General features: G+C 62.7%; 20 protein-coding genes and 2 riboswitches. Of the genes, 17 read left to right on the top strand and 3 right to left on the bottom strand.

From position 1 onward, the window contains the following. The first annotated feature begins 9 nt into the window (after positions 1-9). The 14 genes from IM701_RS21600 to IM701_RS21535 all read left to right on the top strand — a co-directional run bounded on the left by IM701_RS21600 (position 10) and on the right by IM701_RS21535 (position 17,814). Complete coding sequence (locus tag IM701_RS21600; RefSeq protein ID WP_193829235.1) at positions 10-2,202, top strand: TonB-dependent receptor; 2,193 nt, start codon at positions 10-12, stop codon at positions 2,200-2,202. Positions 2,203-2,236: 34 nt separating this feature from the next. After that, entirely contained in the window at positions 2,237-2,908 is a 672-nt protein-coding gene (locus IM701_RS21595; protein WP_193829234.1) for a glutathione S-transferase family protein, read from the top strand. Positions 2,909-2,913: 5 nt separating this feature from the next. Continuing rightward, complete coding sequence (locus IM701_RS21590) at positions 2,914-3,447, top strand: VOC family protein (RefSeq protein WP_193829233.1); 534 nt, start codon at positions 2,914-2,916, stop codon at positions 3,445-3,447. Then, a complete protein-coding gene (locus tag IM701_RS21585) occupies positions 3,444-4,223 on the top strand; it encodes a ThuA domain-containing protein (protein ID WP_193829232.1) in 780 nt (259 codons plus the stop codon). Before IM701_RS21590 ends, IM701_RS21585 begins: the two co-directional genes overlap by 4 nt. A 744-nt stretch (positions 4,224-4,967) precedes the next feature. Continuing rightward, positions 4,968-6,911, top strand: coding sequence for a PrkA family serine protein kinase (locus IM701_RS21580; protein ID WP_193829231.1), 1,944 nt, complete (start codon positions 4,968-4,970; stop codon positions 6,909-6,911). 21 nt (positions 6,912-6,932) lie between these two features. After that, positions 6,933-8,249 carry a YeaH/YhbH family protein gene (locus IM701_RS21575; RefSeq protein WP_193829230.1) on the top strand — a complete coding sequence of 439 codons (1,317 nt, stop codon included), beginning with the start codon at positions 6,933-6,935 and terminating at the stop codon, positions 8,247-8,249. Continuing rightward, the gene (locus IM701_RS21570) at positions 8,246-9,781 is read left to right on the top strand and encodes a SpoVR family protein (RefSeq protein ID WP_193829229.1); all 1,536 of its coding nucleotides are present in this window, start codon (positions 8,246-8,248) and stop codon (positions 9,779-9,781) included. The genes IM701_RS21575 and IM701_RS21570 overlap by 4 nt, the downstream gene beginning before the upstream one ends. Before the next feature lie 869 nt (positions 9,782-10,650). Further along, positions 10,651-10,797 carry an OmpA family protein gene (locus IM701_RS22190; RefSeq protein WP_193829228.1) on the top strand — a complete coding sequence of 49 codons (147 nt, stop codon included), beginning with the start codon at positions 10,651-10,653 and terminating at the stop codon, positions 10,795-10,797. A gap of 205 nt (positions 10,798-11,002) precedes the next feature. Then, positions 11,003-11,386 (top strand): hypothetical protein, encoded by a 384-nt coding sequence (locus IM701_RS21560; protein WP_193829227.1) that lies wholly within the window; start codon positions 11,003-11,005, stop codon positions 11,384-11,386. Positions 11,387-11,458: 72 nt separating this feature from the next. Continuing rightward, positions 11,459-11,725 carry a hypothetical protein gene (locus IM701_RS21555; protein ID WP_193829226.1) on the top strand — a complete coding sequence of 89 codons (267 nt, stop codon included), beginning with the start codon at positions 11,459-11,461 and terminating at the stop codon, positions 11,723-11,725. Between the two features lie 134 nt (positions 11,726-11,859). Next, a complete protein-coding gene (locus IM701_RS21550) occupies positions 11,860-13,089 on the top strand; it encodes a TolC family protein (RefSeq protein WP_193829225.1) in 1,230 nt (409 codons plus the stop codon). Further along, complete coding sequence (locus IM701_RS21545) at positions 13,086-14,315, top strand: efflux RND transporter periplasmic adaptor subunit (protein ID WP_230487990.1); 1,230 nt, start codon at positions 13,086-13,088, stop codon at positions 14,313-14,315. The genes IM701_RS21550 and IM701_RS21545 overlap by 4 nt, the downstream gene beginning before the upstream one ends. Next, entirely contained in the window at positions 14,312-17,446 is a 3,135-nt protein-coding gene (locus IM701_RS21540) for an efflux RND transporter permease subunit (RefSeq protein ID WP_193829224.1), read from the top strand. The genes IM701_RS21545 and IM701_RS21540 overlap by 4 nt, the downstream gene beginning before the upstream one ends. Next, the gene (locus IM701_RS21535; RefSeq protein ID WP_193829223.1) at positions 17,443-17,814 is read left to right on the top strand and encodes a copper-binding protein; all 372 of its coding nucleotides are present in this window, start codon (positions 17,443-17,445) and stop codon (positions 17,812-17,814) included. The genes IM701_RS21540 and IM701_RS21535 overlap by 4 nt, the downstream gene beginning before the upstream one ends. A gap of 142 nt (positions 17,815-17,956) precedes the next feature. Here IM701_RS21535 and IM701_RS21530 read toward each other — a convergent pair whose 3' ends face one another. The 3 genes from IM701_RS21530 to IM701_RS21520 all read right to left on the bottom strand — a co-directional run bounded on the left by IM701_RS21530 (position 17,957) and on the right by IM701_RS21520 (position 20,608). Next, complete coding sequence (locus IM701_RS21530; protein ID WP_193829222.1) at positions 17,957-18,901, bottom strand: sensor histidine kinase; 945 nt, start codon at positions 18,899-18,901, stop codon at positions 17,957-17,959. Between the two features lie 208 nt (positions 18,902-19,109). Continuing rightward, positions 19,110-19,409, bottom strand: a complete 300-nt coding sequence (locus tag IM701_RS21525; RefSeq protein WP_169494929.1) for a DUF1153 domain-containing protein — start codon at positions 19,407-19,409, stop codon at positions 19,110-19,112. Between the two features lie 374 nt (positions 19,410-19,783). Next, positions 19,784-20,608: a transporter gene (locus IM701_RS21520; RefSeq protein WP_193829221.1), complete on the bottom strand. Its 825-nt coding sequence runs from the start codon at positions 20,606-20,608 to the stop codon at positions 19,784-19,786. 398 nt (positions 20,609-21,006) lie between these two features. Beyond that, a riboswitch (cobalamin riboswitch) is annotated at positions 21,007-21,251 on the top strand. A 111-nt stretch (positions 21,252-21,362) separates the two neighbouring features. On the opposite strand from IM701_RS21520, the gene IM701_RS21515 reads away from it, so the two are divergent. The 3 genes from IM701_RS21515 to cobW all read left to right on the top strand — a co-directional run bounded on the left by IM701_RS21515 (position 21,363) and on the right by cobW (position 25,975). Beyond that, complete coding sequence (locus tag IM701_RS21515; protein WP_193829220.1) at positions 21,363-23,396, top strand: TonB-dependent receptor; 2,034 nt, start codon at positions 21,363-21,365, stop codon at positions 23,394-23,396. A 35-nt stretch (positions 23,397-23,431) separates the two neighbouring features. After that, a complete protein-coding gene (locus tag IM701_RS21510; RefSeq protein ID WP_193829269.1) occupies positions 23,432-24,460 on the top strand; it encodes a HoxN/HupN/NixA family nickel/cobalt transporter in 1,029 nt (342 codons plus the stop codon). 68 nt (positions 24,461-24,528) lie between these two features. After that, positions 24,529-24,754: riboswitch (cobalamin riboswitch) on the top strand. Between the two features lie 183 nt (positions 24,755-24,937). Beyond that, a complete protein-coding gene (gene cobW, locus IM701_RS21505; protein WP_193829219.1) occupies positions 24,938-25,975 on the top strand; it encodes a cobalamin biosynthesis protein CobW in 1,038 nt (345 codons plus the stop codon). The last annotated feature ends 6 nt before the right edge of the window (positions 25,976-25,981 follow it).

The following is a 25,981-nucleotide window of genomic DNA, read 5'->3' as shown; positions in this document are numbered from 1 at the left end:
GGGAGAGTGATGATGAAGCCTTTGAAGCCCAAGGCATTAGATCGGCGCGCGGAACCGGCGCTGACAGGTTGCGCCAGCGTGCTCGCGCTGTTGCTCGCGGCCAACCCGGCCTACGCCCAGCAGGCGGCGCAGCCGGCACGGGCCGACACGCCGGCGAACCCCGACGATGCCGAGATCATCGTCACCGCGCAGCGCCGCGAACAGACGCTGATGAAAGTGCCGCAGGCGGTCCAAGGCCTGTCGGGTGAGAGCCTCGTCCGCATGGGGGTGACCGACATCCAGTCGGCGATCTCGCTGGTGCCGAGCGCGACCACCGGCTCGACCATCGGCGCAGGCAGCACCACCTACCAGATTCGCGCGATTGCTGCGTCGGAGACTGACGGCGATCCGGCGGTCGGCTACTATCTCGACAATTTCGCCTTCACCATGCCCGGCCGACCATACGCGCCGGCCGCCGACTTCTACGACCTCGAGCGCGTCGAAGTGCTGCGCGGGCCATCGGGCACGCTTTATGGCCTCGGCTCGATCGGCGGCACCATCAAGGTGCTGACCAAGGACCCCGAGCTCGACGGAGTCAGCGGTTCACTACGCGGAACCGGCAGTCTCACCACCGGGGGCAAGCCGGGCTGGTCGGGCGACCAGATGCTTAACCTGCCGATCGTAGACGGTAAGGTCGCGTTGCGCGGAGTGATCAGCTACAAGCGGGTCGGCGGCTATGCCGACATCATCCCGACCGGGGTCAAGAACGACAACCCATCGACCAGCTTCACCGGCAGGCTCAAGCTGCTGGCCAAGCCGACCGACAACCTGACGATCCGCCTTTCCGCCTGGCGCAACAACACCAAACAGCGCTGGTCGAACCGCATCACCTTCTCCGAGCCCGCCAGCATCGATCAGCAGTTCGGCGAAGCGCTGTCGGACTACTGGCTGTTTGCCGGCGACGTCGAATACGACATGGGGTTCGCCACGATCCAGAGCTCGACCGGGCACATCAAGAACACCGTTATTTCGAACAACGGCGGGTTCATTCCGGGCATCGGCAACTTCACCTCGCTGTGGCCGCTGGTCACCAACAACTTTAACGAGGATCTGAGGCTGACCTCGAACGGCGACGGCCCGCTGCAGTATATCGTCGGTTTTTTCTACCAGAACGGCAACACTGCAGGCGGCCAGACCGTGCAGTTGCCTGACTTCCCGGTCGCGCCTGGCGTCATCGGCTTCAACACCGTCAACGACCGCAACCGGCTCTTCAGCAAGGGCTGGGCGGTCTACGGCGAGGCAACTTACTCGACTTTCGACCGCAAGCTCGACCTGACCGTGGGCGGGCGCTACTACAAGGAGCAGCGCCGCTTCGAGGAAGACAGCCAGCTCGAGATCGCCGGCTCCGTCATCCCCAACCGCAGCACCACCCGCGCCAGCCACGATACCTTCAATCCGCGCGTCAACATTGCCTATCACCCTGCCCCCAATGCGATGATCTACGCCGAAGTCGCCAAGGGCTTCCGCAGCGGCTCGATCACTTCAGCCTCGATCATCGGCGCATCGAACGCGGTGCTCGGCACCAGCCTGTCGAACGTCTCGCCGCCCGACACGCTGTGGAACTACGAAGGCGGGCTCAAGGTGGGTCTGTTCGACAACGCAGTGCAACTCGAACTGGCCGGCTACTATGTCGACTGGGCAAAGGCGCAGATCGAGTTGAGCCCCGCGCTCCAGACGATCGTCGCGCAAGTGGGCGACGTGCGCGGCCACGGCATAGAGCCATCGATCACCTGGCGCACTCCGTTGCGCGGCCTGACCCTCAACTTTGCCGGCAACTTCAACTCGACCACGATCCACAACGTGCCTGCCGCGATCGTGGCGCATATCCCACAGTTGAAGGAGGGCAACCAACTCCCCGGCACCGCCAAGACCACCTTCACGCTGGCGGGTTCGTACCAGACCCCGATCGGCGGCAACGGCCTGCAACTGCGGTTGAATGCCCGCTACAGCTACCGTTCGCGCCAGCAGAGTATCTTCAATGGCGCCTACGCCCCCTACAACGGGGTCGGCTACGCGCGGGCGAGCATTGGCAACGATCGGTGGGAAGCGGGCGTTTTCAGCGACAACCTCGGCAATACGGTCGGCCCGCTCGACCGGCCGGGCGGCCAGAACCAAATCGTCTATCCGCGGACAGTCGGCATCTCGTTCGAAGCCCACTACTGATCCTGTTACCGCCTGATCCATTGGGAGGGTGCCAATGATCTTCTACGATTTTGACCTGTTCGCACCCAACCCGTGGATCGCGTGGATCTTCGCGCAGGAGAAAGGAATCGTGCTTGAGCGGCGGTTTCTCGATCTGTTCACGCGTGAGAACAGGCGCGAGCCGTTCGTGTCGCGGGTCAATCCGTTAGGCGAACTTCCTGCGCTTGAACTCGACGACGGAACGGTCATCACCGAAGTCACGCCGATCTGCGAATACCTCGAGGACATCTGTCCGGACCCGCCGTTGATCGGTTCGACGCCCGAGGAGCGGGCGCAGACGCGGATGTGGGTGCGAAGGATCGACCAGAACATCGCCTGGCCGATGGGCGAAGGGTTTACCACGCAGGAGGGCCGGGCGCTGTTCGAAGGCGATCACCAGCTTGACGGCGTCCTGGCAAAGCCGCTGCTCCCGCCCGATGCTGCGCCCATCCTCAAAGCCAAGTCACGTGCCAAGCTGCTGTGGCTCGACCGGCAGATGCAGGGCAAACCCTATGTCTGCGGTGACCGGTTCACGCTGGCCGACATCGTACTCTACTGCTTTCTCCAGTTCGGCGAGAACCACGGCCAGCCGATCCCCGAGGAGGCACCTTGGTCGCGCGATTTCTTCGCGCGGATGAAGGCACGGCCTACGACCTGGCACGAGCCTGCCCCTGCGAACAAAGGATGACGACCATGCACGGCCCGATCATGCAACTCGGCTACGTCGTCGGCGATATCGCCACGAGCGCCGCCAACTGGCGGGCGCGCACCGGCGCAGGTCCGTTCTTCCACTTACCGTCGATGGCCTTCGACCGCTGGACCTTCAATGGCGCGCCTCAGGATCTGGTGCTGCATATCGCCTTTGCCCAGTTCGCCGGCGTCATGGTCGAGCTGATCGAGCCGGTTGGCCCCTGGCCCAACGTCTATGGCGATGCGCCGCTGGCAAAGGGCGCGTGCCGGCCACACCACCATGCGTTCCTTGTCGCCGACCTTGATGCCGCCGCAGCGCATCTCGAGGCGGGCGCGCCTGTGACCACGGGGCAGATCTCCGACAACGCCCAATTGCGCTATTACGATTGCCGCGACACGCTGGGCCTGCTGGTCGAGGTGATCTCGGACACGCCCGACACGCGCGCCTTCTTTGACGTTGCCCGGCAGGGTGCAGAACGATGGGACGGCGCCGGCCCAGTGCTGCGTCCACTTCCCGCCATGGGAGACACCGCATGAGCGATCCTATTCGCATCCACCTCGTCACCGGCGGCAAGTATCACGATTTCGATCTGGCGCGCCGTGTCCTGTTGGACCTGATGGCAGAGGACGACCGCATCCGGGTGCGCTGCGCTGCAGACTTTTCCGGGATTACGGACCTGTCAGCGTTTGCCGGGGTGATACTCTATACCTGCGACCTCATGCCCTCGGACGCTGAGGCCCGGGCCCTGACCGACTTCGTCGCAGATGGCGGCAAGTTGTTCGCGCTCCACGGCGCCAATGCTGGGCTGGAATTTACGGATGGGCCAGAGATCGTCGCCAGCGGGGTCCGCATTCCGGGACTGGTGAAACCCACGGCCGAAACCGTTGCCCCCGCGTTCATGGAGTTGCTGGGCAGCCGCTTTGTCGCGCACTTGGCGGCCCAGCCGATGCACATCCACGTCGAGGATGCAGCCCATCCGATCACGCAGGGCCTGCAGGACTTTACCGTGATCGACGAGCCCTACATCGCCCAGCCGATTTGCGATTATAGAACTCTGCTTTCGGCTCGCTACAAAGGCGAGGCGCCGGGCTATCTCTTGGGACAGTGGGACGACGACCCGCCGCGGCCGCAGCTTTACGTTCGTGCCCATGGCAAAGGCGAAGTGGCCTATTCGCCGCTCGGCCACGCTTGCGGACGCTTCGACGCCCGCCCGCTGATGGACGAGGCGCCGGTTGTCCGAGGGCCATGGGACAGTGCGCCGTTTCAGGAGTTGTTGCGACGCGCAATTGGATGGATAGCCGGTTCGCGGTAGTGCGAGCCCTTACCCACCTGCGTCAGGAAATCCACGATTGGAGTGCATCGTTGCAGATCTATGCGCCAATTGGGACGACAGCTAACCGCCTTTGCACACTCAAACGAAACCTTCGGAGCGAGCCCGTCCCGTTCTGGTCGATCTCGCTCGACGTGATATGCAGCGCCCCGCACCTTTCTGTTCTGGCCCCTCGCTGTACGAGAGGCGATCGCCACCAGTGCCGCGTTCAGAACCCAGAGCATTGCTTGCTCTCGAATCGGGCAAGCGGATCGGAGGTGGGACAGACGAGTCCCGCCATTCGGTATGCACAGTTGAGAAGCACGAAACCGCGCACGATCGGAACTTGGGGTCCGCATCGTCGAGCGACAACTGCGGGCCAACCAGCACGCGCACTTCACCGATTGGGCCAGTGGGCGCGCTGCTCAGACGGACAATGGCGGTCGCGGCGCAGAATAGGTGCGTGGGAATGTCGATATCCGGCGTGGTTTCAGACTGTTGAATGACTGCATCAGCCAGTCAGCATTTTATAGGCGGGGATTCGCCGGTGCGAAGCACGCAGGTCTGCCTCGTTCGTGAACCGGGACGAAAGGTTGTCTCGGAAGGACGATAACTCGCAAATAGGGACTGCTGGGATGGACTTGGCAGTCGCTTCCGGAAGGCTCGGTAGCACTTGAAACGCTGGCGAGGGTCCGAACAAAGGCGTATATTATGTTCGCTCACAAACCTTTAGAAGGGGAGCGACCGATGGCTGAAAGCGATCTGTTTTCCGATTTCATGCGGAAGTTCGATCAACAGCGTCAGACAGAAATGTCGCTGGAAGATTACCTTGTCGCGTGCCGCAAGGATCCGCTGATGTATGCCAGCGCGCCGGAAAGGCTGCTGGCCGCGATCGGGGAACCGCAGATCGTGGATACGGCACAGGATCAGCGCCTCGGCCGGATCTTCATGAACCGGACCATCAGGATCTATCCCAGCTTCTCCTCCTTTTATGGCATGGAGCAGACGATCGAGCAGATCGTGAGCTTCCTGCGCCATGCCTCGCAGGGGTTGGAGGAGCGCAAGCAGATTCTCTACCTGCTCGGGCCGGTGGGTGGCGGCAAGTCGTCGCTGGCCGAACGGCTGAAGTCGCTGATGGAAAAGAATCCCATCTATGCGCTGAAGGCCGGCGACGAAATCAGCCCGATCTTCGACGCTCCGCTCTCGCTGTTCGACAGTGATCTCCACGGCCCGATGATCGAGGACCGGTACGGCATTCCGCGCCGCCGCCTGACGGGGATGGTCAGCCCATGGTGTCGCAAGCGGCTGGACGAGTTCGGCGGAGACATCACGCGGTTCCGGGTCGTGCGGCTGATGCCCTCGCAAATGCGGCAGATCGCCGTATCCAAGACCGAGCCGGGGGACGAGAACAACCAGGACATTTCCTCGCTGGTGGGCAAGGTCGATATCCGCAAGCTGGAAATGCTGTCGCAGAACGACCCCGATGCCTACAGCTATTCGGGCGGGCTCAACCGCGCGAACCAGGGCATTCTCGAATTCGTCGAGATGTTCAAGGCGCCGATCAAGATGCTGCATCCGCTGCTGACGGCGACGCAGGAGGGCAATTACATCGGCACCGAGAACATCGGCGGCATCCCGTTCACCGGGGTGATCATGGCCCATTCCAACGAAAGCGAATGGCAGAATTTCAAGAACAACAGGAACAATGAAGCCTTCATCGACCGCATCTTCGTGATCAAGGTGCCCTATTGCCTGCGCACCACCGAAGAGCGGCAGGTCTATGAAAAGCTGCTGCGCGAATCCGAACTGGCATCGGCCCCGTGCGCACCGGGCACGCTCGACATGCTGGCGCGCTTCTCGGTGCTGACACGCCTGCGCGAACACGAAAATTCCAGCCTTTATTCGAAGATGCGCGTCTACAATGGCGAAATGCTGCGGGAGATCGACCCGCGTGCCAAAAGCTTGCAGGAATACCGCGACGCCGCCGGCGTGGACGAAGGCATGTCGGGCATCTCCACGCGTTTTGCCTTCAAGGCGCTGTCGGCCACGTTCAATCACGACACCATCGAGATCGCGGCGGACCCCGTCCATCTGATGTATGTGCTGGAAGGGATGATACGGCAGGAACAGTTCCCGGCCGAAACCGAGGCCCGTTACCTTGAATTCGTGAAGGGCGAACTTGCCCCGCGCTATGCCGAATTCATCGGCAATGAGATCCAGAAGGCCTATCTCGAATCCTACAACGACTACGGGCAAAATCTGTTCGACCGCTATGTCGCTTATGCCGATGCCTGGATCGAGGATCTCGATTTCAAGGACCCCGACACCGGGCAACTGCTCAACCGCGAGGTGATCGACCAGGAACTGTCCAAGACCGAAAAGCCCGCCGGCATCGCCAACCCCAAGGACTTCCGCAACGAGGTAGTGAAGTTCGCACTGCGCATGCGCGCCGCCAACGAAGGCCGTAACCCCGCTTGGACATCGTACGAGAAGATCCGCGAGGTCATCGAAAAGCGCATGTTCAGCCAAGTGGAAGACCTGCTGCCGGTGATCAGCTTCGGGTCCAAGAAGGATGGCGAAAGCGCCAAGAAGCACAGCGAATTCGTGGAGCGGATGATCGTGCGCGGCTACACCGAACGGCAGGTCAGGCGCCTTGTGGAATGGTACATCCGGGTGAAGCAGGCAGGCTGATGGAGGCGCGATAGCAGCACCATGCACATCGTCGACCGCCGCCTGAACCCCGGAGGGAAAAGCCTGGTCAACCGCCAGCGGTTCCTGCGGCGGGCGCGGGCGGCGGTACAGCAGGCGGTCCGCCAGAGCATCAAGGACCGCAGCATCAAGGAGATCGATCGCGAAGGCCAGATCAGCATCCCGCGCGACAGCATCCACGAACCGACGCTGCACCGCACCAGCCATGGCGGCAACCGCGAACGGGTTCTGCCGGGCAACCGCGATTACCTGGAAGGCGACAGGATCCCCAGGCCGTCGGGGCAATCCGGCGGCGGGTCCAGCGCGGGGACCGGCGATGGCGAGGACGATTTCCGCTTCGTCCTCACGCGCGAGGAATTTCTCGAACTGTTCCTCGACGATCTCGAATTGCCCGATCTCGCCAAGCGCAAGCTGAAGGGCGAGGCGTCAAGCACGCCGCGCCGCGCGGGCTATACCACGGTCGGTTCGCCGTCGAACCTCTCGGTTCCCCGCACGATGCAGAAGGCAATGTCGCGCCGTCTGGCGCTGCGCCGCCCCGGCCGCGCCGACCTGGAACGGATAGAGGAGGAAATCGCCCAGGTGGAGGCGCACCAACCCGCGCAGGATGGGGATGCCGAACGGCTGGAGCAGCTCCGCGAAGAACACCAGCGCCTGCTGCGCCGACGCGCGCTGATCGCCTACATAGACCCCGTCGACTTGCGCTATCGCCGGTTCGAGGCCACGCCGCGTCCGATTGCCCAGGCGGTGATGTTCTGCCTGATGGACGTGTCCGGTTCGATGAGCGCGCACATGAAGGATCTGGCCAAGCGGTTCTTCGCGCTGCTCCACCTGTTCCTGACCCGCAGCTACGAATACGTCGAGGTTGTGTTCATCCACCACACCGACCACGCCGCAGAGGTGGACGAACAGACCTTCTTCCATTCGACCGTATCTGGCGGGACGGTCGTTTCCAGCGCGCTGGAGGAAATGCTGGCGGTCGTCTCCGCCCGTTATCCGCCCGATGACTGGAATATCTATGTTGCCCAGGCGTCCGACGGCGACAACATCAACAACGATAATCCCAAGACGGCCCGGCTGATGCGCGAGGATATCCTGCCGATCTCCCAGTACGTCGCCTATATCGAGGTCGGCGCCGAGGAGCGGCCGGTGGACGATGGAGGCAAGAGTTCGCTGTGGTCGGCTTACGAGGAACTTCAGGCCACATCGCGCCACTTCGCCATGCGCAAGGTCCATCATCGCACTGAAATATATCCCGTGCTGCGTGAACTGTTCCAGCGCAGGAGCGCGGACGAACGGGACCGCGCGAAAGGACGGTCATGACCATGGCGCGTGCTGACCGTCCGTTGTTCGAAGGGAGCGACTGGAACTTCGACCTGATCCAGCGGATCTACGACGCGGTCGAAACGATCGCGCTCACTGATTTTCACCTGGATGTCTATCCGAACCAGATCGAGGTGATCAGCGCCGAACAGATGCTCGATGCCTATGCCTCCACCGGCATGCCGCTGTTCTACAAGCACTGGTCGTTCGGCAAGCAGTTCGTCGCCAACGAGATGCTCTATCGCAAGGGATTGCGCGGGCTGGCGTATGAACTGGTGATCAATTCCGACCCCTGCATCAGCTATATCATGCAGGAAAACAGCGCGACCATGCAGACGCTGGTGATCGCGCATGCCGCATTCGGTCACAACCACTTCTTCAAGAACAACTACTCCTTCCGGCAATGGACCGATGCCACAGGCATTCTCGATTACCTCGAGTTCGCCAAATCCTATATCGCCCACTGCGAGGAACGGTATGGCGAGGCAGCTGTGGAGCGGCTTCTCGATGGCGCGCACGCCCTGATGCACCAAGGCGTGCACCGCCATCCCCGCGTGCGGAGCCGGGATCTGAAGCTGGAAGCGGCGCGCGAGGCCGAACGGCAAGCCTATCGTGACAAGATCTACGACGATCTCTGGCGCACCTTGCCAGCCAGCACCAGGGCGCCCGAGGCCACCGACGGTCACCGGCGCAGGGCACTCAACCTGCCGCAGGAAAACATCCTCTATTTTCTCGAAAAGACCGGCCCCGCGCTAGAGCCCTGGCAACGTGAAATCCTGCGGATCGTCCGCCTGATCGCGCAATATTTCTATCCCCAGCGCCAGACCAAGGTGATGAACGAGGGCTGCGCCACCTGGTGCCACTACCAGATCATGACCAAGCTGCACGAACGCGGCCAGATCACCGACGGATCGTTCCTCGAATTCCTCCAGTCGCATACCAACGTCGTCAATCAGCCGACCTTCGATTCCGGGCATTTCTCGGGCTTCAATCCCTACACGCTCGGTTTCGGCATCATGGAGGACATGGCGCGAATTTGCCGGAATCCGACCGACGAGGATCGCGAATGGTTCCCCGCTTTTGCGGGCAAGGGCGATGTGAACGGCGTTTTGCAGGACGCCTGGGCCAATTACCGCGACGAAAGCTTTATCACGCAGTTTCTCAGCCCCCACATGATCCGCAAATGGCGGCTTTTCCAGGTGACCGACCGGCAATCGGAAGCCGCATTGAGCGTCGCGGCGATCCACGACGAACGCGGTTACCGCCGCATCCGCCGGGCGCTGGCGCGCGAATACGACATCGGGCGGCAGGAACCCGACATCCAGATTGTCGATGTCGATCTCGCGGGCGATCGCACGCTGATGCTGGAACACAGCGTGGCCGATGGCGTGCTGCTGGACGAACGCGATGCGGCGATGGTGTTGCAGAACCTTGCCAATCTCTGGCGTTACGAGGTCGTGCTCATCGAACTGGACGCACAGGATCGCAAGGTTCTGAAAACCCATCGGCTGAAGCCCGCGCTCCTGCAATGACCTTGGCCTTGAGCGCAAGGCCCGCCGGGAATCCCGTTTCCTTCCCCGGAAAAGAAGCGTATTGTTCGCGGCCGGATGAATCGCGCTGGCGCGGCCGCCGTTTCCCGATGCTGCGGCAGCACGAGGCCAGGCCAAGCTGGAGTTTGCCGCATGGACCAAGCGGACCATCAAGCCCATTGTCTGGAACGGGCACGCATGCACGATAGACTGGCGGCCAGCACAAACGATACGGCCGCGCGCCAGATGCATCAGGCAATGGCGGCGGAATTCCGGCGCCGTGCCAGCTGGCCCGGAGAGGGCGACCCCATGCAACCGCCCTCCCGTGGGCCAATACTCGAGATGTATCCAAGCCAACATTAACACTGGCCGTCCGTGCCGGTGGATCTGTCTGGCTTGGTGGGGCGGCGTCCACGGAGGAGCGGGCGTTGCTTGGTCGGTTGCGCGTGAGACCGATCGATTTGCGGCCAGAGCCTATTGCTGGCGGCGAAGCCTTTCGGGTAAAGTTTCTGCTGCTCCGGATCGCTTCTTCGAAGAACTACTACTGACGGCGGCAATGATATCGTCAGTAAGACGGGCGCCTGATTTAAAACTTGCGCAAATCTTGGTCGCTCACACAATCAACCGCGAAGAGCAGAGCGTTATCCTTAATAAATTTATTACTATCAATAACTTGTTATATTTCCGGGTTTTCATCGATATTATCCGCCGGAAAACGCATTAAATCGGCCACGTAATCCGTTCTTCCTACGAGCCACTGATCAGTGGATGTCGTTTGCTTCGGGAAGGATTTGCGACGCGTCAGCCTACGTCGACCGTCAATATTGGGCGTTCGAAGATGAACTGCGCGGACGCTCAATCGCTATCCCGCGATGTATGTAGATGTAAACGGTCACACAGATGCGATCGGCTCCTACGGGTATTACCAGGCACTTTCGGAAAGACGCGCAGGAGCGGTCGCCGACTATCTGGCAGACCGCTCCGTCATGTCCGGACGTCTGCATGTCGAAGGATTTTGAAAGACCGAGCCAATTGCCTCCAACGCAACGACTTTGGGGCGCGCTGCAAACCGCCGGGTCGAGATCGTGCTGACGACCTATATCTCCTGAGCGTAGGCTGCGACCGGATCTCGGTATTTTCCGTCCAGAAATATATTGACGGGGACACACCCCGTACGGTCCGCAAAAGTTTGACACGAGAGCGCCAGACAGCGAGAAGAACCTCGTGAACGCATGGCGCTCCTGGCTGCTCCTTTTTGGAGTGATTTTTGGCCTTCTCGGCCAAGAGGCCGTATTTGCCCGGGCGATACCTGATGCGATGGCAAATCAGTCGCAGACTTCGGCATCGCAAACTGCAAGGCGCGTTGATTGCGTAGAAATGAGGGGCTTGGCCAAGCGCCAGTCGCAATCATCGGAAAAACCCTGTGAGGGCAAGAATCTCGACTGCATGGCAAAGATGGGATGCGCGGCGCCTCTGGCACTGCTTCCTCCGCTTCCCTTCGATACGTCCTCCCAGTTCCGCACGACCGTACCGCGGGTAATGCCCGTTGCGGTGATGATTGGCCGCGACATCGCTCCTGAACCTGAACCACCCGCACACCTTGGCTGAATTCTAATGAACGCCGCGAGTTCTGCTGACTGCTCGCGGTGCCATCTGCAAATTCAATCAAGGATATTCGACATGAAGACGATTCTGACGCTCGCCGCTGTCGCGGCGGCGCTCTCCACCGCATCGGTGGCTTCCGCCCATGACGCCAGCAACGGTCATTGGGATTGGCGTGATCAGTCATCTTTCGGCCCCCGGTCGATTGCCTACCCGCCCAATCCGGTCTGGGTGAAGGACACCGCCCCCGCGATGGCTAGCTGCAACTGCTCCATGATGAAGGCGGATAGCGCCAAACGCATGATGGGCATGTCCGGCAAGAGCCATTCGCCGTCGGCCAGCTAGCACTATCGCCTGGCCGAAAACGAGAAAATGAGGGCCAGGCGCACGGCACCGGCAGGGTCATCCCCTTCGCCGGTGCCGTGTTAGCTGCAAGCCCTCATTGGACGTCGAACCGGCCATCGTATTCGGGGCTCCCCATGCGAAAAAAATTCATCGCGCCCTTGCTGGCGCTGGTACCGGGCGTTGCCGCGGCCGAGCCTTTGACGTTCGAAGCGGCTGTGCAACGCGCGATGCAGGCTGCCCCATCGGTGCAGGCCCAACAAGCCAGCGTTCAGGCCCGGCGGTCGGCTGCTGTAGCCGCCGGTCAATTGCCCGATCCCACGCTGAATGCGGGCTTCGACAACTTTCCCGTTACAGGGCCTCCCGCGTTCAGCCTCACTCGCGAAAGCATGACGATGGCGCGGGTGGGCATCGAGCAGGCTTTCCCCAATCCGGCAAAGCGTGCGGCCGAGCGCTCGCGCGCGGCGGCCGACATGGCGTTCGCCGAAAGCGGCCTTGCCATGGAGCAACAAAACGTCCGTCTGGAAACGGCGCTCGCGTGGATCGACCTCTACTACGGGACGCGGCGGCTCGCCCAGTTGCAGGCCCTGGATTCGAGCCTGCATGATCTTCAGGCGACTGTCTCGGCAAGGCTGGCTTCGGGTTCGTCCCGTCCCGCAATGGCGCTCGAACCCGATCAGCTGCGCGCGGCGGTGAATGATCGGCGTAGCGAGCTGACGGCAGATATCGGGCGAGCCAGGGCGCGGTTGACACGCTACACCGGGGTGCAGGACGCAGATGTCTTGGGACTGCCGCCTGTGCCGACCGTCGACAGGGCCGCGCTGGTAACGGGGTTGGCAGCGCTTCCGAAGCTGCAGGCCCTCGACGCGGCCGTGGGCGGGATGAAAGCTGACTCGTCGATGGCACGTGCCGCGAAACGGCCGGACTGGCGGGTGAGCGCAAGCTATGGCCGCCGCAATCCCGCCTATGGCGACATGGTTTCGCTGGGCGTGAGTATCGACCTGCCGGTGTTCGGCAGAAAACGGCAGGATCCGAAGATTGCCGCGGCGGCGAGCGAGGAGACGCAAGCGCGGTTCAACCGCGTCGCAGCGGAACGGGAACTGGTCGCCTCGCTCGACAGCGACCTGGCCGACCAGGAGATGCACATGGCACGCCTCGACAACGCACGCCAGGTGCTGGTGCCACTCGCAAGGCGGCGCGCGGAACTGGACATGGCCAGCTATGCCGCCGGAAAGCTCGATCTCGGCAGCGCCCTGCTGTCGTCGCTGGCGTTGGCCGAAGCTGAAGTCGATGCACTGTCCCGCGAAGCGGACGTCGCGCGCGATGCCGTGCGCATTGCCTATACCTATGGGGGAGTTCGGCCATGATGCTGAACAATATGAATGCGGCGCGCCTTGGCGCCGGCGTGCTGGCCATCGCGCTGGTTGCGGGTGGCGGCGGTTATTGGCTGGGGCGACTGTCTCCCGCGCAGGAGGGCGCCCAGCCCACGCTAACGGGCCGCAAGATACTCTACTGGTACGACCCGATGGTGCCGGCCGAGCACTACGATAATCCCAATTCGCTCTCGTCGATGGGCATGAAGACCATACCCAAGTATGCCGATGAAGCCCCGGACACGGGACCCGGCATTGCCGTCGATGCCGGCGCCAGCCAGAGTCTTGGCCTGCGCGTTGCCACGGCGGAGGCCGGCACCTTGCCGTCTGGGCTGACCGTCACCGGAACCATCGACTTCAACCAGCGAAGCGTCGCCAATGTGCAAGCGCGTTCGGGCGGCTTCGTTACGCGCGTTTATGGGCGGGCGCCGGGTGATGTGATCGCTGCCGGAGCCCCGATTGCCGATCTGCAACTGCCGGAATGGGGCGGCGCGCAGGGCGAATACCTCGCGGTCCGCAAGCTCGGCCGAGCCGACCTGACCACCGCGGCCCGTCAGCGGTTGCGGCTGCTGGGCATGTCCGATTCGCTGATTGGCGCGGTGGAACGCACCGGGCGCCCCAACGGCACGGTGACGATCCGCACGCCAGTCGGCGGGGTGATCCAGGCGCTCGATGTCCGCGCCGGGATGACCGTTGCGGCTGGGCAAAGCCTCGCGCAGGTAAGCGGGATCGGCACGGTGTGGCTTAATGCGGCGGTCCCTGAAACACAGGCCGGCATGGTTCGCGTTGGTCAGGCCGCGAGCATGACGCTTGCCGCGTTCCCCGGGGAAACCTTTATCGGACGCGTCATCGCGATCCTGCCGGCCGCCCAGACCGAAAGCCGGACCCTGACCGCTCGCATCGAACTGGCCAATCGCGGCGGCAGGCTGCGTCCGGGCATGTTTGCTGCGGTGGCGTTTGCCGGAGACGGCGGGCCAGCGCTTCTCATCCCTAGCGAGGCGGTCATCCGCACCGGGGCCCGGACGCTGGTGATGCTGGCCTTGCCGGATGGTCGCTACCGTCCGGCCGAGGTGCGGATCGGGCGTGACAGCAACGGCAAGGCCGAAGTGCTGGCGGGGCTTGCCGCCGGCGAGAAAGTCGTGGCCTCGGGCCAGTTCCTGCTCGATTCCGAAGCCAGCCTGTCGGGGGTCGAAGCGCGCCCCCTCGGAGGCGGTCGATGATCGCCGCGATCATTCGCGCATCGGTCAGGGCGCGCAATCTCGTGCTTGGTGCGGCGCTGGTGCTGACCATGCTTGGCATCGCCGCGGTTCGCACGACGCCGGTCGATGCTTTGCCCGACCTGTCCGACGTGCAGGTCATCATCCGCACCAGCTGGCCGGGCCAGGCGCCGCAGATCGTCGAGAACCAGGTCACAACCCCGGTCGCCTCGATGATGCTGTCGGTCCCCGGTGCGCGCGTGGTGCGTGGCTATTCGTTCACCGGAGACAGCTTCGTCTATGTTCTGTTCGACGACAGCACGGACCTCTACTGGGCACGCAGCCGCGTTCTTGAATATCTCAGCCAGGTGCAGAGCCGCCTGCCGGAAGGGGCCAGGCCCTCGCTCGGTCCCGACGCGACAGGGGTTGGCTGGGTCTACGAATATGCGCTGGTTGACCGGACCAGACGGCATGACCTGTCGCAGCTGCGCTCGTTGCAGGACTGGTTCCTGCGTTATGAGCTGAAGACCGTTCCCGGTGTGGCCGAGGTCGCCAGCATTGGCGGGATGGTCAAGGAATACCAGATCCTCGTCGATCCGGCGAAGCTTGCCGCCTATGGCGTCACCGGCGACGAGGTGGCCGAAGCGATCCGCCGCGCGAACCAGGAAGTCGGCGGTTCGAGCGTGGAGATGGCCGGGGCCGAATATACCGTGCGGGCAAGTGGCTACCTGAAGTCGCTTGATGACTTTCGCTCCGTTCCGATCCGCACCACTGCGGGAGGCGTGCCGGTCATGGTCGGCGATGTGGCAACGATCCAGCTTGGTCCGGAGATGCGGCGCGGCATTGCGGAACTGAACGGGCAAGGCGAGGTCGCAGGCGGTGTCATCGTCATGCGGCAGGGCCAGAATGCCCGGGACGTCATTGCCGGTGTGCGCGGGAAGCTGGAGGAGCTGAAGAACAGCCTTCCACCCGGGGTCGAGGTGGTTACCACCTATGATCGCTCGGGGTTAATCGATCGCGCGGTCGAGAACCTCACCGGCAAGCTGTTCGAAGAGTTCCTGATCGTTGCGGCCGTCTGCGCGCTGTTCCTGTGGCACGCGCGCTCGGCGCTCGTTGCGATCCTCACACTGCCGCTCGGAATCCTCATCGCGTTCGTCGCGATGCGGCTGCAGGGCCTAAACGCCAATATCCTCTCGCTGGGCGGGATCGCCATTGCCATCGGGGCCATGGTCGACGCGGCCGTGGTCATGATCGAGAATGCGCACAAGCATCTCGAACGCTGGCGGCATGACCATGCGGATGCGGAGGCCGACCCAGCCACGCGCTGGGCCCTGGTGACGGCCGCCGCCGCCGAAGTCGGACCGGCGCTGTTTCTCAGCCTGCTGATCATCACGTTCTCGTTCCTGCCCATCTTCACGCTTCAGGGACAGGAAGGCCGGCTGTTTTCGCCGCTTGCCTTCACCAAGACTTATGCGATGGCGGCAGCAGCGCTGCTTTCGATCACGCTGATCCCGGTGCTGATGGGGCTGCTGATCAAGGGAAGGATTCCGAGCGAGGAGGCCAATCCGCTCAACCGGACGCTGACACGGCTATATCGTCCGATCATCGACCGAGTGCTCGAACGTCCGAAACAGACGCTGTTCATCGCTTTGCTGGTCTTTGCCACCAGCCTTTGGCCGCTTTCGCGGATCGGCGGGGAGTTCCTGCCGCAGATGAACGAGGGCGACCTGCTTTACATGCCATCGGCCCTGCCGGGTCTGTCCGCGGCGCAGGCGGGGCACTTGCTCCAGCAGACCGACCGGCTGATCAAGACGGTGCCCGAGGTGGAAAGCGTGTTCGGTAAAGCCGGGCGGGCAGACAGTGCGACCGACCCTGCACCATTTGAGATGTTCGAGACCACCATCCGCTTCAAGCCCCGCGACCAGTGGCGGCCCGGCATGACACCGGCCAAGCTGATCGAGGAACTCGACGCGCGGGTAAAGGTGCCCGGTCTTGCCAACTTCTGGATCCCGCCGATCCGCAACCGGATCGACATGTTGGCGACAGGCGTGAAAAGTCCCATCGGTATCAAGGTTGCCGGTTCGAACCTATCCGATATCGACCGGACCGCGCAGACCATCGAGGGCGTGGTGAAAACGGTGCCCGGCGTGACCTCCGCGCTGGCCGAGCGGTTGACCGGTGGCCGTTACATCGACGTCGATGTGAACCGTGCGGTCGCCGCGCGCTATGGCCTCAATGTGGCCGATGTGCAGGCAGTGGTTTCTGGTGCCATCGGCGGCGAGCGCATCGGCGAAACGGTAGAGGGCCTCGGCCGCTATCCGATCAGCGTGCGCTATCCCCGCGAATTGCGCGACAGCACGGACAAGCTCGTAAACCTGCCGGTGCTGACGCCCTCGCGTCAGCAAATAACGCTGGGCACCGTCGCCTCGATCCGCGTCAGCGATGGGCCACCCATGCTTCGCAGCGAGAACGGCCGTCCAGTCACCTGGATCTACGTCGATGGGCGCGACAGCGACATGGCCTCGCTGGTCGAATCCATCAACCAGGCCATAACCGCCAGGGTGCAACTGCCGCCGGGTGTGAGCATATCCTACACCGGGCAGTACGAATTTCTGGTCCGGGCGAAGGAGCGGATGAAGCTGGTTATCCCAGTGACCCTCGCGATCATCTTTGCGCTGCTATACCTGACTTTCCGGCGATGGGACGAGGCACTGCTGATCATGGGCACGCTGCCGTTCGCACTCACCGGTGGATTGTGGCTGCTTTACTGGCTCGGCTACGATCAATCGGTTGCAACCGCGGTTGGCTTCATCGCGGTCGCAGGCGTCGCAGCCGAGTTTGGCGTGGTCATGCTTATCTATCTCAAGCACGCGCTGGATGAACGCACCGATGGTGATGTCGCTGCTGCCGTCCGCGAAGGTGCGCTGCTGCGCGTGCGGCCCAAGGCGATGACCGTCGCGGTGATCCTCGCGGGCCTGCTCCCGGTTCTCGTCGGCAGCGGGGCGGGATCGGAAGTCATGAGCCGGATTGCCGCTCCCATGGTGGGCGGCATGCTTACCGCGCCCTTGCTGTCCATGCTCGTCATTCCGGCGGCGTACCTCCTGTTGCGCCGCCGAACTCATCCAACCAATCACCCCCAAGGAGAATTGAAATGATCAGAACCATGACCGTTGCCGCGGGCCTCGCGCTCGCTGCCGCACTTGCCGGTTGCCAGAAGCAGGCCGAAGCCCCGGCCCCGGCACCAAGCGGTTCGATGATGTCGGGCAGCATGGGCACCATGCCAATGGCCGGAGCGATGAAGCGCGGTCAGGCTACTGGCACCGTGACCGCGATCGATGCCGCCAAGGGCAGGATCACGCTCGACCACGGTCCGATGATGGGTCTGAACTGGCCAGCCATGAAGATGGGCTTCACGGCAAAGCCGGAGCAACTGGCCGGCCTGAAGATCGGGGACAAGGTGGACTTCGAGATCGACTGGGATGGCAAGGCCGGAATGATCACGAAAGTTCGCAAGGTCAACTGAAGCAGCGCGACCGGTGATGGATTCACGCCCCTTGCCGGTCGTGACTGAATTTTTGGGTGCTATTTGTCCTTATTGGGAAATATTGTCACATATTAATATTATAAATTATAATCCACCCATATATTCTAAAGTACATACGTGATTAAGTGCAATTTATTGATATCTCGCACCATGCACCACTGGGGGGGAAATTCAGGTCAACTGCGGCCAGCCCAGGCTGGGCCGAAAGCAACTTGTGGCCCAGACCTTGCTTTTTTGGGGGTTTCACACAAGGCCCCAGTCGCTCTTCCCACAGGACAGTCAGGCATTTACCGTCCGGACGGAGAAACCATCGTAGTGACACTCGCCCTTCCGGCACCGACAACGCCCCGTACCGCATCGCATTCGTACAGAGCTCGTGAATGGCCATGATCAATGGAATACAGCTGTCAGTTGGGACCTCAATGGGCTCCCCCGCGAGGTAGATCTGTCCTTCCGAACAAAATGGCGCGATTGCCTTTTGGAACATCGTCGGCAGTTTACGGTCGGAACTTGAGCCAATTTGCAATAAATCGCTTGCCCTCCCCAACGCATTCAAGCGTTCTGAGAAAACCGAATAAAAATCTAGTGGTGAATCTTCGTTTATTCCGCGCACAGAAAGCGCCTGAATCACGGCTAAAACACCTTGGACACGGGCCTTTAGCTCCTCGTTGTATTGCTCCTGCTTTCTAGAGTATTCATCGGCACGGCGGATGGCGACTTTCAATCGATCTCCAATGACAATGATGCTTGCCGAGGTTAGAGCGAAAACCGTAAATAAGGAAAAATGCGCTTGGTCCGGGTGCTTGAACCAAGGCTCGCCAACAAAAAGCCACTGGGTAACCGCAGCCGATCCGAACGCCACTAGGGATGCCAAAAAGAGATCTAGCAGCAAGGAAGCGACGAGAATCGCCGGGAAGCATGTCGCAAAGTGCATCCCCAGCCTTCCACCATCGATTGTCCACCGGAAAAGGGGGGGCAGCAAGATCAGGCCAGTCGCATAAAGCACCTGAAGCCAACGACTTCGGGGATTGGATACCGCGTTGCTAACTAATTTTGCCAAAGCCATACCCTAAGCCCCCTGGCTTCACCGCCGCATGAATCTCGCAAATCTTACTTGGGCCTAATGCGACTGAGGCGGGAGCACGAGTCCGATCCCCCCGCTGCCTTCAGGCGAGCCGTCAACAGGTAATCTTCGGTGGGCATTATGCGATCTGCCTCTGCAATCAATGCGAATATGGCGCGCCGACAGCCATCGCTCGACCCGGCAGATTTGTTTAGTATCTGTTGATACGATCGTACAGTTTCCGGTAGTGTTGTATTCTAGTAACTCGAAGGCCGGCCAATCCGGAGCGATCGACCGCTCGCTCCCAGCCAATATACTCTTCAAGCGTTAGGCGATATCGCGTGCACGCCTCATCGATCGTCAGAAGCCCGCCCTTTACTGCAGCCACGACTTCAGCCTTGCGCCGGATAACCCAGCGCCGGGTGTCGATTGGGGGAAGAGACGCGAGCGTCAAAGGCTCTCCTACCGGACCGATCACCGATTCTGGGCGAATTTTCTGGTTCTCAAGCATGTCAACATTTTATATGCCAAAAGTTAATTGTTTACATACTAATGTAATGGGATTGCGTCCCCCAGCACCCCATGGCGGCCCGTCCGAAATTCCGTGTCAGGCCGGTGCATGCGACATCGCCCAATCTACGCGGTACGCTACCCATCCCCAGAGCACTCAGCGTCCGCGGCGCATAGAAGATGGGCCGCGAAAGCACCGCCTGCCCCTTCCACGCTGTCCGACGCCCGTGACCGCCTTCCGCCTGTGCAAGGCGGAAGATATGACCTCGCCCGAAGATGACCAATCACCAAAGGTCTTCCTTGATCGCAAGCCACCTTCCGGACATGGAAGAAGCAAGGCGTACTAAGCTGATGGAATTCACGCGATGTGGCTAACTAAAAGCCCGCGCCGATCATTAAGCCGAGGGTCGTGTCCGCCGCTCCTCGACTCAATCCTGCTTCTCCTTGAATGCCCACGCGCAACTTGGGCCTCAGAGTTACACCAAGGCCCACTGCAACGCTCTGACTGTCGGTCAGTGCTCGCGTTGCCGATTGCTCGTAGGAATAGGACAAAATCCCATCTACCCCATGTCCCAATCCAACACGCGCACCAGCGCTGCCTGACAGAACGTTATGCACCGCGACATCATCAGGCTTGCCAATAATTTTATAGCCGACGCTGGCAAACGGTGCGACTCTGCCACCGATTGCGCGCGACACCTGGGCATTCACGAAATAGTCGGCCTTGCCGGTACCAAGTCCCTTGGAGCGAGAAGCAGTCGGGATTTTCAGCCCTGCCCCCAGCGATGCAGCGAAACCCGCTATGGGTAGACCGTAGGCCATCTGCACATTTGCATCGCCTAGCCCCTCCCGTTTGGTCCGTCGCGTATCGGTACGGCCGCTGGCCAGAAGCGGAGTGCCGAAAAGCCCGCCTTGGCTTAACACAACGTCGACAGGTGCGGTCGTTTGTACATACGGCACGGCAACGCCGAACCGTACCCGCCCTTTTCGTACCGAAACCCCGACCGTTGTCGCAACTGTCTCGACCTTCGCTCCAGTACCATAGTCGCCCCGTCGGTATTCCGCTCCACCGAACACTTCACCTGATCCATCGGGGGATGCAGAAGGGCGTGGACGAAGCACCAGTTCCTGCGCAGCCGCAACGGTTGGTGGGAGTACTATGGCAATGAGAAGCAACGGAAGTTTGGAAATACTGCGCATGGAATGGCTCCCGTCAGCCTTGGCGATCGGAGCCGGCTGTCCCATGAAGAACGAATTAGGGAGCTCGCTTAATCCATGGAGCCACGCGCGCCGGATGCGCCCTTGCCATATGCTTGGCACTCGGGGGAGTGGCACCATGCTTCTTGCCGCAAACCGCAAGGGCTCCGCGCGTTCCCTGCTGGCTTCTACTTTATGCTACCGCGTCGGCGTGTGATACCGATGCACAGTTCAGCGAAACTCGGTCCCCTGCGACGGTACGGCCATCTTCTGCGCAAGAGCATTGCCAATGGCGAGGTCAATTCTGGCTGGCCAACACGGCGAGCTGAGTTTTACGCGCCCCCCTAGCCTTTAGCCTGCGGACGCCCTAATGGGCCGGCACGCCATCCGGAGCAATCCAGGTGGCAAATGATCGCGTCGGTGCCCGAAAGGGCTTAAACGGGAACGCGGTGAGGATCGGCATCGCGCCGATCCGAAGCCGAGGCTGTCCCTGCAACTGTAAGCGGCGAGCGCGATGCAACCGCTTCCCCCCCAACGCAGGGGAAGCAGCCACTGGGCCGGACGCAGAATCATGCGAGGCCTGGGAAGGCTTGCATCAAGCATTGACCCGCGAGCCAGGAGACCTGCCGGCGTCTGGTCGCTCTTGCCATGGCCCAGGGGTTGGCCGAGGCACGGTGAACTCCGTCTGAGCGACGCCTAGCCGCCGACACGCGTCGGGCGACAGTGATGTCGCGCGCGCGTCCGGCCCTGTCGCAAGATGCCGGAGTACCCCCGTATCGTGATCAAGACCATTCTTCCTGCCAGCGTGCTGGCACTTTCCCTGACCCCACAGCCCTGCCATGCCGACGCGGCCGACGACGGGGCCGCAACGGCCGACATCGTCGTGTTCGGGCGGGGAGAAACCAAGATCGGCACGGCCCACGCCGCCAGCGAAGGCAGCGTCGGTGGAGCCGACCTGCTGGTGCGCCCATTGCTGAGGGTGGCCGAACTTCTGGAGGCCGTGCCGGGCATGGTCACAGCGCAGCATTCAGGCAGCGGCAAGGCCAACCAGTACTTCCTGCGCGGCTTCAACCTCGACCACGGATCGGACTTTACCACCTACATCGACGGCGTGCAGATGAACTTTCGCACGCATGGGCATGGGCAAGGCTATCTCGACCTCAACGGCCTGATCCCGGAAGTGGTGGCCCGCGAGGACTTCCGCAAAGGCCCCTATCGCGCCGACGGCGGCGACCTGGCTCTGGCCGGTGCCGCGTACATGGCCACGGTCGATGGGTATGATCGCCCCTGGGCCTCGCTTGAAGGCGGCTCGTATGGCTGGCGACGCTTGGCAGCGGGCGGAACCGTCCACAATCTGGCCGGGGGCGACCTCACGCTCGTGGGACAGGCCAAGCTCTATGACGGCCCGTGGCAGGAGCCCGAGCGGCTGCGGCACTATGCCGGGTTCGCCAAGTACCGAGCACCGACAGGCAGGGAAACGCTCGAAGCATCGCTGCACGCCTACCGCGCCACTTGGCGACCGACAGAGCAGATCCCCGAACGGATCATCGGAACGTCGCTCTGCCCCGACGTCTTCTGCTCGCCCGATCCATCCGCGCGGGGCCAGACCACGCGCCTGATCGGCAACATGGCGGTGAAGCAGCCGACATGGCACGCCAACGCCTATGCCCAGTTCTACGACTGGTCGATGTTCTCCAACCCGACTTACGCCGATCCCGACGGGACCAGCGCGCAGATCGCACAATTTGACCGACGCTGGGTCCTGGGGCTGACCGCGCAGAAAAACTGGGCCGTCGGGCCTGCGCTGGCGCTTTCGACCGGCATCGAGAGCCGGTACGATGCAATCGGCAATATCGGCGTGAACCGGACGGCCCAACGGCGCTTCCTCGCCTCGCTCGGCCATTACCAGGTCAAGGAACTATCGACCGCGCTCTATGGCGAGGCGACGTGGGCGCCCCTTACCGGACTGCGGCTGACGGGCGGACTGCGGGGGGACTACTACCGCTACGTGGTCAGGGCGCGCGATGCCGCCGCCGCGGCGTTGGGCCAGGGGGATGGCTCGGCCTTCCTCGCCTCGCCCAAGGCGTCGGTGTCCTGGGCCGCGACACCGCAAATCGAATTCTACGGCAATTGGGGCCGTGGCTTCCATTCCAATGACATGCGCGGCGCCGTCAACGCGGCCACGCCGGTGCCGGCGCTGGTTCGCGGAGCGGGCCACGAACTGGGCGCGCGGACGCAGTTTTCCGGCGTAACGCTGACGCTGACGCGCTGGTGGCTGAACGTCGACAGCGAATTGCGCTTCGTCGGCGATTCCAATTCGGTGGAACCGTCAGGCGCGAGCCGCCGGAACGGATACGAGGCGACGGCCTTCTGGCGGGCGCTGCCATGGCTCGTGCTGGATGGGAACTACACCGTCAGCCATGCCCGCTACGACAATGGCGATCACATCCCCAACGCCTTCGAAAGCGCCGCTTCGGCGGGTGCGGCCTTGATCCTGAACCGCTGGAAAGCCAGCGTGCGGGTGCGTCACCTTGGCCCGTCGCCGCTGATCGAGGACAACAGCATCCGCGATCGCGGCAGCACCGTGGTCAACGCCCGCGCCGCGTGGTCCGACAAGCGGATCGAGCTTTACGGCGAGATCCTCAACCTGCTTGCCAGCAAGGACAAGGACATCGCGTATTACTACGAGTCCTATATCCCCGCCTTCGATACCGATGGTCCTGTTTCCGGCCGATTGAGCCGCGTGGTGGAGCCGCGAACCCTGCGCTTTGGCGCAAAGGTCAACTTCTGATGACGGCGCTTCATGATGCGCATGACAGCGCGCCCATGCCTGCCCTGCCCCTTCGTCGCAGGATCGGCTGGCTGTTCGCCGCGCTCATCGGCGCCAACCTGCTGGCCTGGGCCTGGGCGCTGAGCCTGTTTCATGCCCAGCCGCTGATGCTGGGCACAGCGCTGCTCGCCTGGGGGCTGGGCTTGCGCCATGCGGTGGACGCAGACCACATCGCGGCCATCGACAACGTGACACGCAAGCTGATGCAGGAAGGCCAGCGCCCGATCTCGGTCGGCTGCTGGTTCGCCATCGGGCATTCGACGATCATCGCGCTGGCATCGACCACGATCGCACTGACGGCGAGCGCGCTTGTACGGTTCGACGCCTTTCGCCAGATCGGGGCGCTGATCGCCACGGCAGCTTCGGCCCTGTTCCTGTTCACCATCGCGGCGATGAACCTGGTGATCCTGCGGTCGGTCTGGCGGACGTTCCGGCACGTGCGCGCGGGCGGTGCCTATGTCGAGGAAGACCTCGACATCCTGACCGGATCGCGGGGGCCGCTGTCGCGCATCTTCGGCAAGCTGTTCCGGCTGGTCTCAAGGCCGTGGCACATGGCGCCGCTGGGATTCCTGTTCGGCCTGGGCTTCGACACCGCGACCGAAGTCGCCATCCTTGGCATGTCGGCAAGCCAGGCCGCCAATGGCCTTTCGATCGCAACCGTGCTGGTGCTGCCGGCCCTGTTCGCTGCCGGAATGGCGCTGATCGACACCGTGGATGGCGTGGTGATGCTCGGGGCTTACGAATGGGCCTTCGTGAAGCCAATCCGCAAGCTGTACTACAACATCACGATCACCCTGATTTCCGCGGTGGTCGCCATCGTCATCGGCGGAATCGAGACGATCGCGCTGATCGGCAGCCGGTTTGCACTGACCGGCTGGCCATGGACCTTCGCCGCCGATCTGGGGGCGCATTTCAACAGCCTGGGCTTTGCCATCATCGCCTTGTTCGTGGCCTGCTGGGTGGCGAGTTTCGCCATCTATCGCTGGAAGCGGCTGGACGAAATCGAGGTTTCGACAAAGGCTTAGCCAAGAGGCGATTGCATCGGTGGCGATCTCCCGCTAGGTCGCCGCGCGAAGGTCTGGCTTCGGCCCGTCTTTCACATGATCGCGCCGGTGCCCGGGAACGGGCTTAATCGGGAATGCGGTGCGGGAAGCATGTCTTCCCAAATCCGCGGCTGTCCCTGCAACTGTAAGCGGATAGCGCGATGCACTGGCCCCTTCGAGGGGCAGCCACTGGGCGGTGCATGCGCCGTGTTGGGAAGGCGTGCATCAAGCTGTGACCCGCGAGCCAGGAGACCTGCCGGCGCACCGGTCGCTCTTGCCTTGGTCCAGGGGATGGTCATGGCACGGTATCTCTCCGTCTGAGCGACGAAGCTGTGTGGCTGGGGCTGCACGGGTCGCGTGGTTACGGGCGCAACGTCGCGCCCGCCCGTCGTCGCGCGCCGACCGGACTTGTCCGGCAAGCCCCGCCCGGTCTCGCTCTGGCGCGCGGGAGAGTTGCACGTGTCCGACCTTTCGAAGGTGCCCGTCACCATCGTCACCGGCTTTCTTGGCGCGGGGAAGACCACGCTGATCAGCCACCTGATCCGCAATGCCGGTGGCCGCCGGCTGGCGGTCGTGGTCAACGAGTTCGGCACACTGGGCGTGGACGGCGACATCCTGCAATCCTGCGCCATTCCCGATTGCCCGGCGGAAAACATCGTGGAACTGGCCAATGGCTGCATCTGCTGCACCGTGGCCGACGACTTCATCCCCACGGTGGAAAAGCTGCTCGCGCTCGACCCTCGGCCCGACCACATCCTGATCGAGACCTCGGGCCTTGCCCTGCCCAAGCCGCTGCTGAAAGCGTTCGACTGGCCCGCGATCCGCAGCCGGATCACGGTGGACGGGGTGCTGGCGCTGGCGGATGCCGAAGCCGTTGCGGCCGGGCGCTTCGCCCCCGACGTGGCGGCGCTCGACGCGCAGCGCGCCGCCGATCCCGGCATCGACCACGAAACGCCCTTGTCCGAAGTGTTCGAGGACCAGCTGGCCTGCGCCGACATGGTGCTGCTGACCAAGGTCGACCTTGCCGGAGCCGATGGCGTGGCCGCTGCGCGGGCGGTGATCGCGGCGGAATCCCCTCGCCCCGTGCCGGTGATCGAACTCGTCGATGGCGCGGTCGATCCGCGCGTGATCCTGGGACTCGACGCCGCGGCCGAGGACGACATCGCGGCGCGTCCTTCGCACCATGACGGCGAAGACGATCACGAGCACGACGATTTCGACAGCACCGTGGTGACGCTGGGCGAAATTGCCGATCCCTCCGCACTTGTCGCACGGATCGAGACACTGGCGCGCGAGCACCGGATCCTGCGCGTCAAGGGCTATGCCGCCGTGACCGGCAAGCCGATGCGACTGCTGGTGCAGGCGGTGGGATCGCGCGTGCGCCATCACTACGACCGACCATGGCGCGCAGGGGAAACCCGCCATACCACGCTGGTCGCCATTGCCGAGCGCGAGCACGTGGATGCGCCTGCGATCAAGGCGGTTCTCGCCGGCTGAGCCAGC

It is taken from the genome of Novosphingobium sp. ES2-1, assembly GCF_015169775.1.
In the GTDB taxonomy this organism is placed as follows: domain Bacteria; phylum Pseudomonadota; class Alphaproteobacteria; order Sphingomonadales; family Sphingomonadaceae; genus Novosphingobium; species Novosphingobium subterraneum.
The sequence above is the reverse complement of the archived record's forward strand: the minus strand, read 5'-3'. Positions and strand labels throughout refer to the sequence as shown.